Source organism: Pseudomonas baetica (assembly GCF_019733355.1).
Taxonomy (GTDB): domain Bacteria; phylum Pseudomonadota; class Gammaproteobacteria; order Pseudomonadales; family Pseudomonadaceae; genus Aquipseudomonas; species Aquipseudomonas baetica_A.
Window position 1 is genome coordinate 22022 of record NZ_JAIHLQ010000009.1, and the last position, 18720, is coordinate 40741.

Here is an 18720-nt window from a genome sequence, read left to right on the forward strand (position 1 = left end):
TAATCGTCATTCGGCGCCAAATCCTGATGAATGAAATGACGGCCGGGCGAAACGCCTGGCCGTTCTGGCCGGTTATCGACCCAAGGAATTTGATCATGGCTGATCCTCGCCGCCCTGGCTTGCAACTGTTTGATCAGTTGTTCCCCTCAGAAGAGCAAAACGTTCAGAACGCAGGTTTGAAAAAGCTCAGGGATTACCTTGAACAAGGCGGTTCGATTTTATCGCTGGTCGCAAAGGGCGTGCAGGGCATGGTCAGGGACGAGCAGGTGAGTCCGCAGGACGCTAAACGGTTTTTGTACCGTGCCAACAGCATGGCGACTTTCCTGCGTCGCCAGTACATCGAGTGCACGCTTGGCGGTGGCAACGTCGATGATCAGAGCGGCTTCGCATCACTGGTCGACGGACCGACGTTTGAAGTGCTTTTCAAACCTAATTTCAACGCCATGTGTCCGCCCGATGCGCTGGAGTCTCTGGCATCACCGGTGGCTTATCTGATGGACCTGCTGCGCTGGCTCGTCTTCAGCATCGAGCCTGATCGGCGCGAGTTGAGCTATGCGATCGACAAGCGCCGTCCAGACTTGATGCCGCAGATGATCGACTTCAATGCGGTGTATCAGTCAGTGTCCTCGGTGGAAATCATTGTTCGGGTGCTGGAGACGTTTATCAATGAGCACCGGCCAGTGGGCCAGCCGGGGACGATCGAGGATGCTTTGATCGAGGCGCGTTATCCCAATGGTCTTCCTTACTATCAGCATTGGGTCACGCTTGACGGCATTGCTGGTCTCAAAAAACTGTCGGTCGGCGATTTTGCCCAGACGGTCGATCTGGTCTATCCCTACTTCTTGCGGGCGCAATTGCAGGCGCCAGATTTCGAGCGGGCGCTGGCGCATGCATCGCGGTTGGGGCCCTATCAGCGCAAGTTGCTGACCGAGCCAGGGCCGGATTCCGATAGGGAACGTCTGAACCAGTTCTATCTGGATAACTTTGGTACAACCGAAACTAAAGTGGCCGACCTGGGCCGGATCGAGTTTTTTGCAAAACATACAAAGCTCGATACACAGGGAATCGAGCGCTTGTTATCGATCAGGGATTTTGCACCGGTGCGTACGAGGAATGAGCACCCCCCCTACCCAGTACCTGAAAAACCGGAAAGCGGTCTCTGCGGCTCGGTTTACATCAATGCCCACTCCAGCACGCCAATTGACATCCTCCGTGGCAGTTCAAACGTTTCCGTTATGCATCGCCTGTCAGTGGCGCCTATCGCGGATTTTGCCGCATTCGACCGGATGAATCGCATGATTCGCCTGTGCAACTGGCTGGAACTGCCCAGTGACCAGGTGGATGCCGTGCTGGCCGCTGCGATGAGCGCTGACGTACGCGGCGGTGCAGAAAACGACTGGTGGATAACACCCAACGTTGTGCATGCCCTTGGCCTGTTTCAGACATTGCGCGAGCGTTACAACTGCACCGCTGCGGAGTTCGCGGCGTTTGTCGATCATCTGTCGATTTACGGGCGGGGGGAGGCACTCTCGCAATTCGATCAGTTGTTCAACAGCCGAGAAGGCTACGCCGAGCCTTTGAAGCTGAATGACGGGGTGTTTCCCGTGACGCCGGAGCCGGGGCAAATCGATCTGACGATCAATCGGTTGTGCGAGGGCTTGGGGATTGATCTGCAAACCTACCAATATCTGGCAATGACGGTAGCCAGGGCACACGGAGTTGAAAACAACGTGCTCTCGCCCAGCCTGCCCATCCTGTCCAGTTTTTATCGACTGACGAGATTGCCCCGGATGCTGGGGATCAAACCAGTCGAAGGTGTGCTGATGCTGAGTCTGCTGGGCGCAGACGAATGGCTCAATGGTCTGGCGGGCGAGCCACGGATTTGCAACAGCACCGACGGTGCGGTGGACGTGCTGAAAATTATCGGGGCCATGCAGGCGTTTGTGCAGTGGTGTAACGAAAACAAGCTGGAGGTGACGTGGGTGATGCAGCATCTGGCCGTGCCGCAACCCGCCTCCGAGGTCTCCGAACAGGATCGGCAGTTGTTCGATCAGATACGCGGTTTGCTGCCGACGGCTCAGCTTACCAATGCGACGGTGCTGATGGCGGGGGTACCTCCCGCCGGAGCGGCCAGTTGGCTCGATTTTTTGGCGACGGAGGGCGTTGAGGGGCCGACTGTTATTGATAGAGACGGGCTGGTACTGGCAGCCGTCGGTACGCCGCAACAGTATCTGATCGATGCACGCGTACGGATCGATTGGGCGGTCAGGAACGCCCTTGGGGATCTGGAAACGGACGTACACACACACATTGTCGACACCTTGCTCACATTACTTGTGGATGCCCGGGATGCTCAGGTGTCGCTGGTGAAAGAAACACTCGCGGTCTATGCAGGGGTCGGGGTCGATCTGGCGATACCGGTATTGAACTGGGCCAACTCAACGGTTTACGACTTGCTGCGGCAAGTCAGCGACCTTGTTGATCCGGACGAGCAATCGCTGCGCCAGCGTCCAGTCAATACGAATGCTGGGGCCCTTCGGTTGGCCGAAATACGGCGACTTGGCGACGTAGCGGCTGCATTGAGGATCAGCGCCGCCACGTTGCAGGAGTTTCTGGATTACGGCCATCAGGCTTGGTTGGATCAGTCCGACAAGCATGCGTTCTCGGTGTCCACCCTTTATGGCTTGATGACGCTGACCCGGGTTATTGAGTTGCGCTTGCAACCGGAGCAGGAGTTGCTCGATTACCTGCGTGATGTCAACGAGCTTCCACCGATTCTGGGCGCAGATGCCAAGCGCTTGGCGCAACAGGTCTCGGCTATCCGACTGGCCGGTATCTGCGGCTTGAGCGTGCAGGAGGTGCTTGAGTGTGTTCATCGCGTGGCGCCCCAAATGCCAATCCTGAAAAACCTGACCCAACTGGATCTGTTGATGCGTGTGCGTGAACTGTCCGCAAAAACGGGGATGGATGCGCTGACGATTTTCCAGATCGGTAACTTGCCGGAAGACGTGGATAACGAAAACAGAAACATCTACGCCGAGGCCGCCGAACTGGCCTTGCTGAGCGAGTCGGGCTCACGTCCATCGCCTGTCCAGGTGTCGGGAGCTGTGAAACAACTGGTGAGCACTGAGTCTTCTGTCGTGCCTACCGAAATCGTCGCCGGATCTGAGCAAACCGCCACCTACACGGTATGGGTCAAGGACGCCGACGGGACGCCATTGAGCGGTGTCAGGGTCAATTTCCGCGCAAGCCTTGGCACTGTCGAGGCGAGCGCCGACACAAACACAGATGGCGCCGCCAAGTTCACCTATACCCCCGGCACGACGATGGGAACAGACATCCCCGTGTATTGGCTGGATCTGTTCGAGCCTGAGAATGCCTGGCCCATCAATCTTATTTCCGATAGAGATAGCCTGGGATTTGTGCTGCGGCTGAGGTCGCCGGTGCCATCGGGTGTTGTGCCCAAAGGCCAGGAAGTCGAGCTCTACGCAACACTTCAAGACACCTACAAGAACCTTGGGAAGGACGAGATAGTGGATTGGGGCTGGAGCACGCAACACCGGCAATCAAAAGCGCAGGTTCGCCCTTCGCACATGAGAACCAATCAGGAAGGGCTCACACGGGTTTTTGTCTCCAGCCTCAGCGGTGGAACCTATACGTTCAGTGTCATCTGCCAAAAAAGCGCAAAGGTGGCCATCTTCGGGCCGATCGAGTTTGAAGGGGGTGGCCCCGCGCAGTGATACATCGCCGCCTCAGCGTTTAGCCCGCAATTCTCACTCAAGGAGCAAGGATCATGGCACTGAGCAACATTGCCAGTCTGCTGGAACAACGTCGCTCGGCACTGCTCGAGTATTGCATCGGACATGCCACCAGAGCGGATTACTCTATCGTCGAGACGTCGGCCGATCTGCTTGAGCTGTTACGCCTGGATCCGCTTGACACCTACGCGGTGCAAAGTTCTTGGGTGGCTGAAAAGACCAGTTGTGTGCAGCAGATCATGCATGCCGTGTTCAGCGGTCAGGAACCCGGGTTTGCGGGGTACGAGTTTGCCCCTCAGGATCTCGCTCAATGGTCGCTTTACAGCAACTATCCCGACTGGGCGGCTGTTCAACTGATTGCGCTTTACCCGGAAAACTACATCAGTCCGTTCGTTCGTCAACGCAAAAGCAGCCTGTTCAAAAACCTGGAAAACGACCTCAACCAGGCGCGCCTGACCACCGACTCGGTTCAGGTGGCCATGCGCAACTACCTGCAAGCGTTCGAGCAGACCTGTGATCTGGATGTCATCAGTTGCTACATGCACGGCGACAGGCCGTACCGCGCCGATTACTACTTTGTCGGGCGTCAGCGAATGCCACCGTTCCAGTATTTCTGGCGCAAGGCCGAGATTGAACTCACGCCCACCTGCGTTGCGGTCAATCCGGCGGCCTGGAGTGAATGGCAGGCCGTGGAAATTCAGCCGGCCAACCGGGTGATCGAGATGCGCCCGGTGTTCTGGAATGGCCGGCTGTGCCTGGTCTGGGCGGAGTGGCGCGACGAGGTGAAGGGTTCGACCGATCAGTCCCTGCCTCATAAGCTGGACGTCAACCTGGCCTTTATGACGCAGAACGGTCAGTGGTCAGCGCCGCTGAGTTTGTACAGTGCCGAGGTCGATGAGAGCCATGCAGAGGCGTTCCGACTGATCGCCGTCGTGCGCACCGATACCCTTGATCCCAAGGGCAAGTTGGGGGTCTTCATCTCAGGGGGAAAAACCCCGGAAACTGATACCTCGACGGTGAAGACATCACGGGTTGCGGAGCCTCTCAAGGTGCCCATGATTTACGATGTTTTGATGCGTCTCGACCACAATGACGCCGGTGAGTGGCTGGAGGATGCGCAGGGCCGGTTCACGACGCCCGAAACGGTGCAGCACTCACTGGGCAGCCAAGTGTCGATGACCTCCGAGGCCAAGCCACACGGGTCTATCTCGAGTTACCTGGAACTGAACGCCGTGGCCTTGCGTGAGAACGATAACGATGTACTGACGGTGAACGGTTATTGCAGACCGACCGGGTTGCCTGAGGGCGTTGACCCTGTCTTCAAATTGACATTGGTGAACCCGACCGGAGGTGATGCCCCACCTTTAGTAAGCCCCTATTCACAGGCTGGCGGCTGGAAAACCGGCTCGATGAGGTTCATACGTAGCAAGGGGTCATGGCCCCAACCCACCCGATTCACTTTCGGGACTGACCTGCCTGAGTATGGCAGCCGTGAATTCCAGCTCACGATTGTCGATCTGGCGTCTTTCGAAGCGCCAGTGCTGTTGAAAAACGCGGGCGATGCAGCGCAGTTTCTTTCATTCAACCTGCCTGATCCGTACCTCAAATGCACTCGCTTGAACTCGCTGTTCGGCCCGGAACTGGTGCAGCGCTCGAATATCTCCGTTGATGCCGTACTGGACTGGGATACCCAGTTTCTCGCCGAGCCGCCGCCCACAGGTCAAGTGTTTGAGGAGTTCAATGGCGCATTTGACGGCGCCAACGGCCTGTTTTTCTGGGAGCTGTTTTTCCATCTGCCGCATCTGGTGGCCACGCGTCTGCGTGATGAAGAACGCTTTGCCGATGCGCAATCCTGGTTGCAATACGTATTCAATCCACAGGCCAGTGAGGGCTCTGCGAAGACGGCGCCCAAAGTGGCGTACTGGCGCTGCCGGCCGTTGGCCAATGAGGCGGGTAATGCCGGTTGTGAATCGCTGGCTCCTATCGACCCCGATGCCATCGGCTACTCGGCCCCCAAACACTTCAAAATCCTGATGTTTTGCGATTACGTGAAGAATCTGATGGCGTGGGGCGACTGGTATTACCGTCAACTGACCCGCGATAGCCTGGTGGCGGCCAAGCTGTGTTATGTGCAGGCGGGATCTCTGATGGGCAACGCGCCCCTGGCCCGTGCGGTGACTCGCTGGCAAACCGATTCTGTGGAAAATCTGTTGGCCATGAGTTGCACGCGTTCGGCGCTTGAGCAGTTTGAACAGACACTGGACTTCAGCCTGGCGGATGTCCCCGCGGGTTCCGATGCCGCACCCATGCTCGGCCTGTTGGCCTGCGAGCCTTTCAAAGCACCGCTCAACCAGCCTTTGCTTGACTTGTACGCAGCGCCTGAGCAACGCCTCTATACCTTGCGCAACAATATGACCATTGACGGCAAACCGCTGGATATTCCGTTGTTCAGCCCGCCGACAGACCCGTCCCAGTTACTGGCCGATCTGGCGGCCGGTGGCGTCGGTGGGCCACGTCCGATGGGCGGGCGACCGGTGGTCAACGCGTTCCGCTGGCGAGTGACGTACGAAGTCGCATTACGCGCGGTGCAAGCACTGCAGGATTGGGGTAGCCAGGTGCTTAATCTGCTCGAACGCCGTGATCGAGCCTTGCAGGAAGAACTGCAGCAATCTCATCTGGTGGAATTGGGCAGCTACGCCCAGACCGTACAGGAGCAGTCTATCGCGCAACTGGAAGCGAACGTGACGGCACTTGCGCAGAGTCGGGCCGTGGCGCAGCAGCGGGCGCAAGCCTACGCACAGCGCTATGACGACAACGTCTCGGCCGTTGAGTATCAGGTCATGGCGAGCCTGAAATTGTCGAAAGTGTCTGCGTTACAGGCAAAAGTCCTCAAGGTGACCGCCGGCGTCACTGCGGCGTTGCCGAAAATCATTGGCATGTCCAACGGCGGCATGAAACCCGAGAATGCAATTGAAGCGGTGAGTTTCGGTCTGGAGGTCGCGTCGTCGCTGTTGCAGATCGATGCCGACACCCAGGCCACCACCGAAGGCTACCGCCGTCGTCGCAACGAATGGGGGCTGCAACGTGACCAGGCGTTGGCGGAAGTTGAAGCCATCGATGCGCAAATCGAGGCGCCGCAGCACGCTGTCGCGGCAGCCAGAACCAGCCTGGCGCAAACCCTGCGGGCCAACGATCAGGCGTTGGCGGTTTACAACTTCCTGAAAAAACGTGCGACCAATGCCGAGCTGTTCGGCTGGATGCTGGGTCAAATGAAGGCCTTGTATTATCAGGCTTACGACGCCGTGATCAGCCTGTGCCTCAGCGCCCAGGCATCGATGAACGCCGAAACCGGCGATTATGACGCACAGAGGCCCCTGCCCAGGATGTGGCTGGATCAGTTTCACGGGATGGCGGCGGGCGAGCATTTGCGCTGGTTTTTACTGTCTCTGGAACGCGAGTATGTGCAACGGTACGAGCGACGGCTGGAGTTGGTGAAAACCGTTTCTCTACGCAAGTTGTTTGAGGACAAGGTAGACCCACAGGCAGACTTCGACGGCTGGGCGGCGGCGCTGCAGCAGTTACGGACTACCGGCGTACTGGAATTCCAACTGAGCCAGTTGCTGTTTGACCGTGATTACCCGGGACATTACTGCCGGCAGATCAGTTCGGTGGAAATAGACCTGCCGATTCTGACCGGGCCTTTTGAAGATGTACGGGCCACCTTGCTGCAGATCGGTAGCATGACGGCTATCCGGCCCACAACGCAGTCGGTGCAGTATCTGTACAAGCCAGAAGGTCAGGCGCCACTGGATGTGTTGTTCAATTTACGCAGCGCTCAGCAGATCGCCCTGTCGGTCGGCATCGCCGACAACGGCGTGACAACGATGAAGCCCGATGAAGGCTTGCTCCATTCCTACGAAAAAACCGGGTGTGTTTCTTGCTGGCAACTGAGTTTTCCGCGAGCCGGAAAAGAGCCGCAAGTGAGCATGCTCCAGTCTTTGAACGACGTCATCGTCCGTATCCGCTATACGGCCAAAGCCGGCGAGCCGACCTTTGCCCGTAAAGTCGAAGATTTGGTCACCGAGGCTGAAGAAGCCAGAGAAAATGCCAAGACCCAGGGAGCGGACAGTCATGCGTGAACCTACCGTTCAAGCGAACCAGAATCTTGTACTCAATGGTGACTTCAAAAAAGGAACGGTTGGCTGGAAAACAACCGGTACCGCAATCGGCGTTGACCAGGAATTTTATGACGACGAGCCAATCCCGGTCCTGGCCCTCTCTCATGAAAGTTGGGTCAGTCAGTCATTTCAGATACCCAGCACGCCTGGGCTCCAGGTGCAGTACTCACTGAGTTTCCTGTGGCAGACGCACCACACCGAATCGGGCTGGCTGCGCATCTTCAAGGCTCAAACGGTGTTACACGAATTCGAGCTCAAGCCAACGCTTCCGCAAAATAGGCAACATGAACGGTCGCCACTGACGGCCGGGCAGTTACTGAAGTTTGCTCCGGAGGAAGGCACGCTGACGCTGGATTCGTTATTCGCTGCCGGCGATACGCTGCGCATCGAGATACGCAGTCCGAAGAACGTCCCGAATGACGACGACTCGAAAATACAGGTCACCCGCCTCGACCTGCAATTGCGGCTGGAGCCGTTGAGCCTGCAGGAACTTGATCTGGACGGAATGATTTGGGCGCCGAACACGCAAAACCCGTTGTACCTGTGCCTGGGCGCAACAGGCCTGCAATCTCACCGATTGAGGTTCACACCCGTACCGGACAGCCCGTGGCTGGACACCGAGGCGTCTTTGTCGGTCGCCGATAATCCACAGGGAGCGATCATCGTTACACCGGCAGAGGATGCCGAGCAGTTGCTGACCCTCCCATGGTTGCTCGACTGCCCGATTGTCGGGGATGAGGATCGGTATGCGTTCACGCTGAATCTGATCAACCGCTACAACGCCGAGCCTTGCGCCTTTGCTGTCTCGCTGGGGCATCATCGCTTGGTATTTCGCGAGACTCGTGGCGCTGACTATTACCCGGTACTGGGCCAAAGCGTCCGCCTTGGGGTTCAGGTCGCGTCTTTTTATACCGGTCAGCCCCCCGATGGGCGCACGATTGACTGGTCGGTGTCAGGGCAGGGCGTGAAAAGCGCCAAGGTCAGTGATGAACACGGCTGGGCCTGGTTCGAGTTTGAGACCGACACGGCGGGGGATGTTGTCGTCGAAGCGTCGGTCGACAGCCCCTATTACATCAATGCCAAGTTGACGGAAACGTTCAATATCAAGGTTTTGGCGACCGATCCGTGGCGTCAACTGGTGGCGGTGGTCGACGAGAGTGAGAGGCCTTGGGTGGGGACCGACTATCCCAACCGGGGCTCTTCGCATAAGGTCCAGATCCGATTGCCTGATAACACGCCTTTGCGTGGTTCTATGTTGTCGCTGCACTGGAGCGGTGATTCTCAGACCCAACTCGGGGTGGAAGTCAGCCCGGCGCTCGGGGAGCCGGTGCTCGTCGATAAAGACGATTTGATCTGGACGCTGACCAGCGCAGATCGTCTCGATGGTCAGTTTGACTTGTCGTTGGTCAGCTCTAGGTTGTTGGATTCGTCGCCGAAAAGACGCATGTCGCTGGCGCGCAATCGGGTGAAGATCGCCGATGTACGCGAGGCCAACAAGAGTCCGGTGGTGGATGAGCAAGAAAGCGTGTTGTTGCGGGTGCAGGTCGTGCATGCCACCGAAAGTGGTGACGGCGAGCCTGTCAGCAATGCACGGGTCACCTGGCTGACCCCCGAAGACGATGTTCCTGCGCAAACCGGCACAGGCGGCTGGGCGAGCTTGCTGTATACGCCAACAACCGCAAAAACGCATGAAATCACCGCCAGCGTCAAGGCGCACCCGGAGGCTGAGTCGATCGATTGCACGTTCGAAGTGGTCGCGATTCAGAGCAGTCCCTGGAATGACAATGTCCGGGTCCTGCTCGATGAGGTGGAGGTCGACCGCAATACGCTCGGCGTGCTCTGCCGAAAAGGTCAGACACCCCTACTGAGCGTCATACCTGTGCCCGGCAGTCTGTGGATTGACAGAAATATCAGTTTGCATTGGCGCGGTGCTGATCCCCAGATCGGGCTCGTTCCCGGTGATTTGGAACTGCCCAGGAAGTTGGTGGCGCAGGGTGTGCAGTGGACACTTGACGCTTCAGCGGGTACCAGCAGCCTCTTTGATCTGGAGCTTCGGCTTGATCTGGCAAATGTACCCCCTCGGGAGCTGTCCGGACGTTTGGTGTCGACCGACCTGGCCGAAGAGGTGGGGCTGGTGCTCGATCAGATTCGCGGCGAAGTTGACGAACAAACCTTTTATCCATGCCTGCGCGCCAGGCATTGCTTTAATGTGTTACCCAACGCCTTGAGCCCGCTGGTGGGATTGCAAGCTTCGCTGACATGGTCGGGAACGCCGGCAGATGAGTTAGGTGCGACGGTGCTGCCCGCGCTGGATACGTCACAAACCCTGAATGATGGCGGCGCACTTTGGGCACTGGACTTTTTTGATAGTGCGCAGCCTGGCCGGTTTTCTCTGACCCTGACGCTACCGCAGTTGGGTTTTGTCGCGACAGCCAAGCCCATGCAGCTGGACCACAACAAAGTCAGGATCATAGCCACGCGCGAATCATCGGTGAATCCGGTGGTGGGTCAGGAGCCGGCCTGGATGTGGGTAAAAGTGGTATCGGCCTTCACAGAAGAACCCGTGGATCAGGCGCCCGTGAGCTGGATCGTTGACGAACAGCCCCAGCAGAAAAAAACAGCGGGTGATGGCTGGAGCGGTTTCCCTTTTGTGGCCGTGACGCAGGGGGGCAAAACGATCGAGTGCCGGGTGAAAAGTCCCTATGACGGCTTCGAAGAGTCCCGTTCATTCACATTAACGGCGCTGGAACGCGACCCGTGGGACGGGCTGATGGTCAGTTTTGACGGCCTGCCGGCAAGGCCCTGGGGGCAAACCTTGTTCCCGCGTCGCAAGGGCCAACACAGGATCGATGTGACTGCTGAGGCGGGCAGCGCGTTGTTTGATCAACTGCTGACACTGGGGATGACCGGGACCGGACCTGCCGAGTTGGGTATTCGCTTCAACTCGCCTGGGCTTGGCGAACCGAGATATTTCAGCGAGGTGGGGTTGGACTATTACTTCTCGGTGGGTGACTCGAAGGACGGCAGCTTTGCTCTGTGCCTGGCGTCCGAGCGGCTGGCGAGTCTGTCGCCGGCAAACGGGATGTCGGTGGGGCAGGGCGAGCAGGTGATGAAAATCGCAGAACGCCAGCGGATCAATCAGACGTTGCTGTGGGGGGCGGCGGTGACCGAACAGGTCGCGGTGATCTCGACGGTGAGTGGCAAACCTATGGTCGGAGTGACTGTGACCTGGCGCAGTCCGGACCTTGGTGTCGTGACCTCGACCACCAATTTTTACGGGGTGGCGAAGATCGATTTTGTGCCCACTACACCAGGGGCGATGGAGTTGACTGCATCGGTGGGCGGCGCGGTCCATTCGGATTCGATTTCGTTACCGTTTTTCCTCAGCGAGCCACGTCAGATAAAAGCGTTGCTCAGCGATCATCCCGGCGGTTATCCCGGGCAGGAAATCAGCGCAGACGTTTGGGTGGTATCGGCCATTACGGGTGAGCCTTTGGCAGATGTCGAGGTGCTGTTGGAATACGACAATCAACCGTTGCCGTCACCATTCACCGACGGCGATGGAAAGGCGACGGTTCGCTTCGTGCTGGGGGCGGCTGGCGAAGCTTCTTTATTGGCCGCAGTGAAGGGCGGATTAGCCGGGTGGGACGTGAAGTCACTGTCGTTGTCTGTACTTGAATGGGATCATGCGGCTGTCGAGTCCGTTGTCGCGTCGGTGAATCCGGTTCCGGTGAACAGCTATGTCAATATGACCGCGCAGATTGTGGACAGGGAATCCCGTCAGCCAATGGCAGGCAGGGCTATTCTGGTTTCCCGAAATGGCGCGCCATTCATCGATGCCACTACCGACCGCAAAGGACAATACCTTCACTATTGGTGGCCGATGGACACATCGGAAGTTGTGTCCCTGGCGGTGAAGGTCGAGAACGCTGATGGCTCCTCCGACAGTGGCGCCGTTTATGTCACGGTCGTGAGTTGATCGACAGTTTAAAGCGCGGCACTTCGTTTCCAACCGAGATACTGCGTCACCAGTTCGGCCCCCAGTTCGGCGGGCCGAACGTCCATCACCGGAACGCCATGGGCGATCAGTCGCTCATGGAGTTCTGCGCGTTCATTCACATAATTCACTGTCGCGCAGTAGGCCAGTGCCTCGGGCAAGGTTTGCACCGGCGTGTTGCGTAAGCTATCGAGTGTCTCTTCGCGCAGGCTCGCCACCAGCACGCGATGGCGGGTGCGCAGGCGTTTGACCGCGCTCAGCAGTTCGTCATCGTCCTCATCGCGCAGATTGGTGACCAGCACCACCAGTGCCCGGCGTTGTTGTCGGGCGAGTAACTGGTTGGCAGCGGCCTGGTAGTCGGCGGGTCGCTGGCTGCTGTCGAGATCGTAAACGCTGTTGAGCAGCACGTTCAGTTGGCCGGAGCCTTTGACCGGCGCGAGATGGCGGGATTGGTCGCCAGCGAAAGTGCTCAACCCCACCGCATCGCCCTGGCGCAGGGCCACGTAACTGAGCAGGAGACAGGCGTTGAGCGCATGGTCGAAATGCGACAGCTCATCGTCCTGGCTGCGCATGCGTCGGCCGCAATCAAGCATGAATATGATCTGCTGATCGCGTTCGTCCTGATACTCGCGGGCAATCGGCGTACGCTGGCGTGCGGTGGCTTTCCAGTCGATCTGGCGCAGGCTGTCGCCCTCACGGAATTCGCGCAGTTGATGGAACTCCAGACCCTGGCCACGACGTTGCCGTTGGCGCACGCCGAGCTGGCTGAGCCAGTTGTCCACCGCCAGCAATTCACTGCCATAAAGCCTGGCGAAATCCGGGTAGACGCGGGTGTTGTCAATGACCTTCAGCAGGCGTTTGCCTGACCACAACCCCAGCGGACTCGGCAGGCTCACTTCGCAATGTTCGAAGATGAAGTGACCGCGTTTGAGCGGGCGCAGGCGATAGTTGATCTGGCTGCTTCGACCGGGTTGCAACTCGACGCTTAGCGGCAGGTTTTCAAAGCTCAGGCCATCCGGGACATGGTCGAAAATCTGCACGTTCAATGAATCGGCGAAGTCATGTTCAACCGTGAGTTGCACGTCTTTCCCGCGCCCGAGTGCAAGGCTGCCGGGCATCTGGCGTTTGATCCGTAGTGCCGGCAGGCGCTGGAGGCGCAGCGCATCGAATATCGACAATGCCAACAGGGCCAGCAGCAATCCCCAATTGATCGCCAGCAGACTCGCCGGGACGTCGAGGTCCAATGCCTGCAAGGTGCCCAGCAGTGTGCCGATGACCAGCAGCAGAGCCAGCCAGATCAGCAGCAGGCGCGAGGGTTTCACAGGCGCGGCGCCGGAACTTGGTCAAGCAATTGCTGGAGCACTTGATCCACTTGCAAGCCTTCGATGTCCAACTCCGGGGCAATGCGCACGCGGTGGCGCAGCACGGCCAGGGCGCAGCCCTTAATGTCATCCGGTATCACGAACTCGCCACCGCGCAGCAGCGCTCGCGCTCGGGCGCAACGCACCAGGGCAATCGAGGCGCGCGGCCCCGCGCCGAGGGTCAGGCCCGGCCAGGTGCGCGTGCTGCGTGCCAGACGCACGGCGTAATCGAGCACCTGATCGTCCAGCGGCAAATCGCTGGCAATACGCTGCAAGGCCTGCACGTCCTTGGCTTGCAACACCGTGCGCAGCGGCTGCACATCGAGCATGTCGGCGCGGGTCGAGCGGCTGACCTGACGCACCATGTTCAGCTCTTGATCGGCGTCGGGATAATCCATACGCACCTTGAGCATGAAGCGATCAAGCTCGGCTTCGGGCAGTGGGTAAGTGCCTTCCTGTTCGATCGGGTTTTGCGTGGCGAGGACCATGAACGGTTGCGCAATCGGCAAGGCGCGACCTTCGAGGGTCACTTGACGCTCCTGCATGGCTTCGAGCAGCGCCGCCTGGGTTTTCGCCGGGGCGCGGTTGATTTCGTCGGCCAGCAACAGGTTGGTGAACAGCGGGCCTTTGCGCAGCTTGAACTGCTCGGTGTGCAGGTCGTACACAGCGTGGCCGGTGACGTCGCTGGGCATCAGATCCGGGGTGAACTGAATGCGCGCGAACTCACCGGCGAAACACCGCGCCAATGCACGCACCAGCAGGGTTTTACCCAGACCGGGAACGCCTTCAAGCAACACATGGCCGCCGGCGATCAGTGCGGTCAGCACGTCGTCGATCACCGCGCTCTGGCCGATCAGGACTTTGTGCAATTCGCTGCGCACCGCTTGAGCCAATTGACTGGCGCGCTGGCGTTGCTGGGCGGCGTGGCTGGCGCTGCCGGGTTCGATCTGTTCAGTCATAGCGTGTTCCTCAAGGTTTGCAGGTGGGCGACCTGGCGACAGAAGTCGGCGCTGGACATCCGCCGGTTCGACACCGGGCTCATGGCCTGGCTGATGGCTCGGGTGGGTTGCCGGGTCAGGCGCGACAACGCCAGCCATTGTTCGGCAACGTTCAATTGATCGAAACCGGGATGACGGCGGCGGGCGCGGCGCAACACGTCTTGTTGCAGAGCTTGCAACAGCGTTTGCTGACCGTTGTGGCGCAGGGTGAAATCGGCACTGGCGCGCAGGTGCTCCTGCAACTGCCGACGGCCACCGGGGGCGGGCGCCAGAAGCGGGCCATGGCGCACAGACACATGCCAGAACCACAGGCCGATCAGCGCTAGCAGGGCGACAATGGCCTGTGGGAAATAGCGCCAGAGCAACGTCAGCAGACCCTCGTGCTCGGTGTTATAGACCAGCGTGACGTCGGTATCGGCGCTCAGGTACCAGAGCAGCCAGGCGTTGTCGTACTCGGCAATGGCGGTGGTTTTCCACAACTCGGCATCGGTGACCACGGTGATCGAGCCAAGGCTGTAGGGCATTTGCATCATGTGCGTAGCCTTGGCGCTGTTGGCCCAGGCTTGCGCGAGATTCTTCGGGTCGTCGAGGTGCAAGTCCGTATCGAACCCGGCGTAGGCCGGTGCGTCTTCATCTTCCAGGTAGAGCTTGGTCAATTGGGGATAACGATCTTGCTCCAGATCGGCGGGTGGGTCCTTCAGATCCTTGCTCAGGGACTGATGCAGTTGCACCCGGTCGAGCAGCAAGTCGTTGCTTTGTCTGGCCTGCGCATCCCACAGCGATTCGGCGACGAACACCAGTCGCCCGCCGGCCCGCGTCCAGTTCAGCACTTGATCGACCTGACGCGGCGTCATCCGTGTACGTTCATTGAACAACAGCAGTGTGTGGCCCCGAGGATCGATGTCCGGCAGCACCGCGAGGCTTTCGGAATGCGTGACGTTGATACCGCGCTCGCGCAAAAACATCTCCGCCGCCAGATAAGGATTCGCCTGCGCGGCCGGTGAGGGGCCGTGATCGATATCTTTCTGATAAGACTGGGCCTTCATGTACAGAAAAACGCTCAACGTGCCCAGCAGCGCAACGAGCAACGCGCCGATCCACCACAGCGTACGGCGGTTCAACGAGACGCTCCTGGGCCGAAAATGGCGCGCCAGCCATCGCACAATTGCTGCTGCAGATGCGCAGCCGGCACGCGATGCCCATAGGCCATGTTCTGCCAGTGAGTGGTCAGGGTACGGCTGAAGGCGAGCAGTTGCGGACGCTGGAGTTGTTCAATGCGCGCCAGTACCTGATTTTCGGTGTCGGCGTCTTTCAGGGCCAGACCGAAGTCGTGCAGCAAATGGCTGAGCAGGCCACGATAGAGCAGGCTCAACGCTGCACGGGGCTGAGTCTGCCAGAGCTGTTCGGCATCGGCGGCGATATCGTCGGGCAACGTGTCGCGGTTCAGATCCAGACCGAAAACTTGTTGGGGCGATGACCGCTTTGCCCGTGCAGGCAGTGTCGGGCGGCGGCTGACGAATGCTTGCAGAAACTCGCGATAGCGCCAGATCAGCCAGGCGAGCGCGGCAATCACCGCACCCCACAGCAGCACTTCGATCACTTTGGCCAGGGCATTGAATTGCTGACCGTCGAGCCAGCCGAGCAGGGTTTTGAGCCACTGTGGGGCTTCGCCTGCTTCGTTGGACTTGGCCGCAGTTGCCGGGTCGTCCCCAAAGCGGTAGCGGGTGACGGACTCCTTGTTCTTGAACGGCGGTTGTTCGAGCAGTGCCTTGATGCTGTCGCGTGATGCCTGACTGGTCAGCGGCTGATTCAACAAGCGAGGTGCGTCCGGGCGACTGTCGGGTTCGGCCGCCCAGACCGAGGACACGTTTGGCAGCACCAGACACAGTGCCAGCAACACGCCCAACACGCTGTTGTTCAGACGTTGGCGCAAGCGGCGGAACACCAGCTCAATGTCCCATGCCTCCAACTGCGTGCGCCGATTCAGATAAAGACTGAATCCGCAGGCCACATAAATCGGTTCCCAGACCACCAACACCAACGCATAAAAAGCATTGGTCAGATGCTCCAGCCAGCGCCAGTCCTGATCCGCTGCAAGCATCAACGACTGCCAGTCCCAGTCGGTTTCGATCTGTTGCGGCACAAGCATGTAGAACAGCAGCATCAGGCCGATCCACAGCGCCGTTTCCAGATGTACGCCGATGAGGGTCAGCCATTGCGCTGCGCCGGCGTTGCGTTGCAATAACACTTGCAAGCGCTGCTGACGTGCGTTGCCATCCAGACCTTCAAGTTGCACCACCGGCATCAGAAAGCTGCGGCTCAAGCTCAGGCGCCGCCAGGTCAGGCTGGCCAGCAATTGTGGTTTGAGCAGGCGCGGCCATGCGCGCAAGGCCTGTTTGAGCGTCGGCGTTTCGCCGAACAGCGCTTTGGACAGGATGTACAGTGGCAGGCGTTCGTAGGCCGGTTTCAGCCACCAGAAAATAAACACTGCCAGTGACGGTGAGTCCCAGAACAACACGCTGAGCAGAGCGAACAACGGCAGGGTGACGATCGCCCAACTGATCATCAACACGCGCCGATGTTGCTGACTCATGAGCGCGCCAAGGTCCATGGCTTCCCAGGTCGAGCGCGGGCGAATCACAACGGTCGCGTCACTCAGGCGCATGGGGTGTCCTTCCAGCGAGCAGCAGATAAGCCGCGACCGATACCCAGAGCCCGGCACCGACCAGATATTTGGTCAGCGGCGCGACGCTGGTTTTCGACGACCAATAGGCCTCGATGAAAGCGGCGATCAGCAGGAACAGCATGACCCCGCCAATTAGCAACACGCTCTTGCGCGCGGCGCGTTTCAACGCTTCGGCGCGGGTCAGTTGTCCCGGCGCGATCAATGCCCAGCCCAATTTCAGACCCGCTGCGCCGGCCAGGGCAATGGCCGTCAGTTCGAAGGCACCGTGGGCGATCACGAATGACCAGAAGGTCTGGCCAAAGCCGATTTCGGTCAGGTGCCCGGCCACCGCACCGATGACCAGACCGTTGTAGAACAGAAAAAACGCACTGCCCAGCCCCATCAGCAAACCGCTGGCGAAAGTCTGAAAGGCAATGCCGATGTTGTGCATCACGTAGTATCCGAACATCACCCAGTCTTCGCTGGCCGCGCGTTCGGCAGTGCGCCCCAGGTGCCCGGCCACCGGATCGTACATGCCCTGCATTTCACGTACTTGCTCGGCGGGCATCAGGTTGTAGATGAGATCCGGAAACAGATAAACCAGCACACCGACGCCGATCAGGCTGCCGAAAAACAGCAGACCGGCGACCAGCACGAAGCGCCATTCGGCTCTGACCATTCGAGGGAAGTCAGCCAGGGTAAAACTCAACAGGTTGGCACCCAGTCGGCTGCGATGGCGGTAAAGCTGTTGATGCCCGCGCAGCACTTGTTGCTGCAGCGAGTCGATCAGAAAACTGCTGTAACCGCGCTCCTGCGCCAGTGCCAAGTGCTGGCAGAGACGTCGATAGGCCTTGGGGAAACCGGCCACTTGCGAGGTTTCCTTGCCCCGTTCAAGGCGTTCAAGGGCCTGCGTAAAATGCGCCCATTCGGCCTTGTGGCGAGTTTCAAAATGGCTTTGCTTCATGCTGGCCCCAATAAGCCGCGGGCGATGCTGTTGAGTTCACCAACGGCTTTGGGCGCGGAAATATGTAAGGGCTGGGCCAGCAGTGCTGCCAGTTCGTTGACCCGTGCCGGCGTCAGCTCGCCCTGACGCTCGGCGAACCCGAGCAGGGCGCGTTGTTCGCTGAGGGTGAGTGCAATCGGCGCACGGCGTGGTTCGGCGTCAGGCAGTTGCGGGCGGGTCAGTGGACGTTCGCTGTAAACCACCAGTGTGCCGGCAGCGATGTCGCCCAGGCGTTTGAAGGTCGGGTGTTGCAGGCAACTGATGGCGCCGAGGAAGTAACCGAATGGCAACAGATCGACAAAGCGCAGGAGGTTGCGCAGCAGGGAGGCTGACCAGCCGATGGGGGTGCCGTCATCGTGCACCACGCGAAGCCCCATCCATTGTTTGCCCGGCGAACGTCCCTGACGCAGCACTTCAAACAGCACCATGTACCACCAACTGATCGCGAACAGCAAAAGCGAGCCGAGGCCCATGCCAAGCTTGCCGAGAAATGCCAGCACGATAAACAGCACGCCCATGAGCACGCCGCGGATGCCCAGATCAATCGCGAAGGCGATGGACCGCACCATCAACCCGGCCGGACGCAAGGGCAAGTCGATGCCTTCCGGTGTTTCGACCTGATGCCGCGTATCCAGCGGCGGGGCCAGCGATGCTTTCCTTGGCGGTGCTGTGGGTTCGAGCATGGGCTACCTGATGTTCGCCTGTTCGGGGTGCAAGTGGCTCCGATGCTAGCAGCCTCTCGGGGGAAAACGACATAACT

9 protein-coding genes are annotated in these 18720 nt (G+C 59.2%); 3 read left to right on the forward strand and 6 right to left on the reverse strand.

The features are described 5' to 3' along the window. Positions 1 to 95: 95 nt before the first annotated feature. Genes K5E40_RS10480 through K5E40_RS10490 form a run of 3 tightly spaced genes read left to right on the forward strand, consistent with a single transcriptional unit; the run spans position 96 to position 11915 of the window. A complete protein-coding gene (locus K5E40_RS10480) occupies positions 96 to 3740 on the forward strand; it encodes a Tc toxin subunit A (protein WP_221730655.1) in 3645 nt (1214 codons plus the stop codon). A 53-nt stretch (positions 3741 to 3793) separates the two neighbouring features. Beyond that, a complete protein-coding gene (locus K5E40_RS10485) occupies positions 3794 to 7897 on the forward strand; it encodes a neuraminidase-like domain-containing protein (protein ID WP_221730656.1) in 4104 nt (1367 codons plus the stop codon). After that, complete coding sequence (locus tag K5E40_RS10490; RefSeq protein ID WP_221730657.1) at positions 7890 to 11915, forward strand: hypothetical protein; 4026 nt, start codon at positions 7890 to 7892, stop codon at positions 11913 to 11915. Before K5E40_RS10485 ends, K5E40_RS10490 begins: the two co-directional genes overlap by 8 nt. An 8-nt stretch (positions 11916 to 11923) precedes the next feature. Here K5E40_RS10490 and K5E40_RS10495 read toward each other — a convergent pair whose 3' ends face one another. The 6 genes from K5E40_RS10495 to K5E40_RS10520 are packed head-to-tail and all read right to left on the reverse strand — an operon-like array spanning position 11924 to position 18643. Next, positions 11924 to 13255: a DUF58 domain-containing protein gene (locus K5E40_RS10495; protein ID WP_221730658.1), complete on the reverse strand. Its 1332-nt coding sequence runs from the start codon at positions 13253 to 13255 to the stop codon at positions 11924 to 11926. Beyond that, positions 13252 to 14253 (reverse strand): MoxR family ATPase, encoded by a 1002-nt coding sequence (locus K5E40_RS10500; RefSeq protein WP_221730659.1) that lies wholly within the window; start codon positions 14251 to 14253, stop codon positions 13252 to 13254. Before K5E40_RS10500 ends, K5E40_RS10495 begins: the two co-directional genes overlap by 4 nt. Beyond that, positions 14250 to 15413: a DUF4350 domain-containing protein gene (locus tag K5E40_RS10505; RefSeq protein ID WP_221730660.1), complete on the reverse strand. Its 1164-nt coding sequence runs from the start codon at positions 15411 to 15413 to the stop codon at positions 14250 to 14252. The genes K5E40_RS10500 and K5E40_RS10505 overlap by 4 nt, the downstream gene beginning before the upstream one ends. Next, positions 15410 to 16957, reverse strand: a complete 1548-nt coding sequence (locus tag K5E40_RS10510) for a DUF4129 domain-containing protein (protein ID WP_221730661.1) — start codon at positions 16955 to 16957, stop codon at positions 15410 to 15412. Before K5E40_RS10510 ends, K5E40_RS10505 begins: the two co-directional genes overlap by 4 nt. Continuing rightward, on the reverse strand, positions 16944 to 17921 hold the full coding sequence (locus tag K5E40_RS10515; protein ID WP_221730662.1) for a stage II sporulation protein M: 978 nt from the start codon (positions 17919 to 17921) through the stop codon (positions 16944 to 16946). Before K5E40_RS10515 ends, K5E40_RS10510 begins: the two co-directional genes overlap by 14 nt. Beyond that, on the reverse strand, positions 17918 to 18643 hold the full coding sequence (locus K5E40_RS10520; RefSeq protein ID WP_221730663.1) for an RDD family protein: 726 nt from the start codon (positions 18641 to 18643) through the stop codon (positions 17918 to 17920). The genes K5E40_RS10515 and K5E40_RS10520 overlap by 4 nt, the downstream gene beginning before the upstream one ends. Between the last annotated feature and the right edge of the window lie 77 nt (positions 18644 to 18720).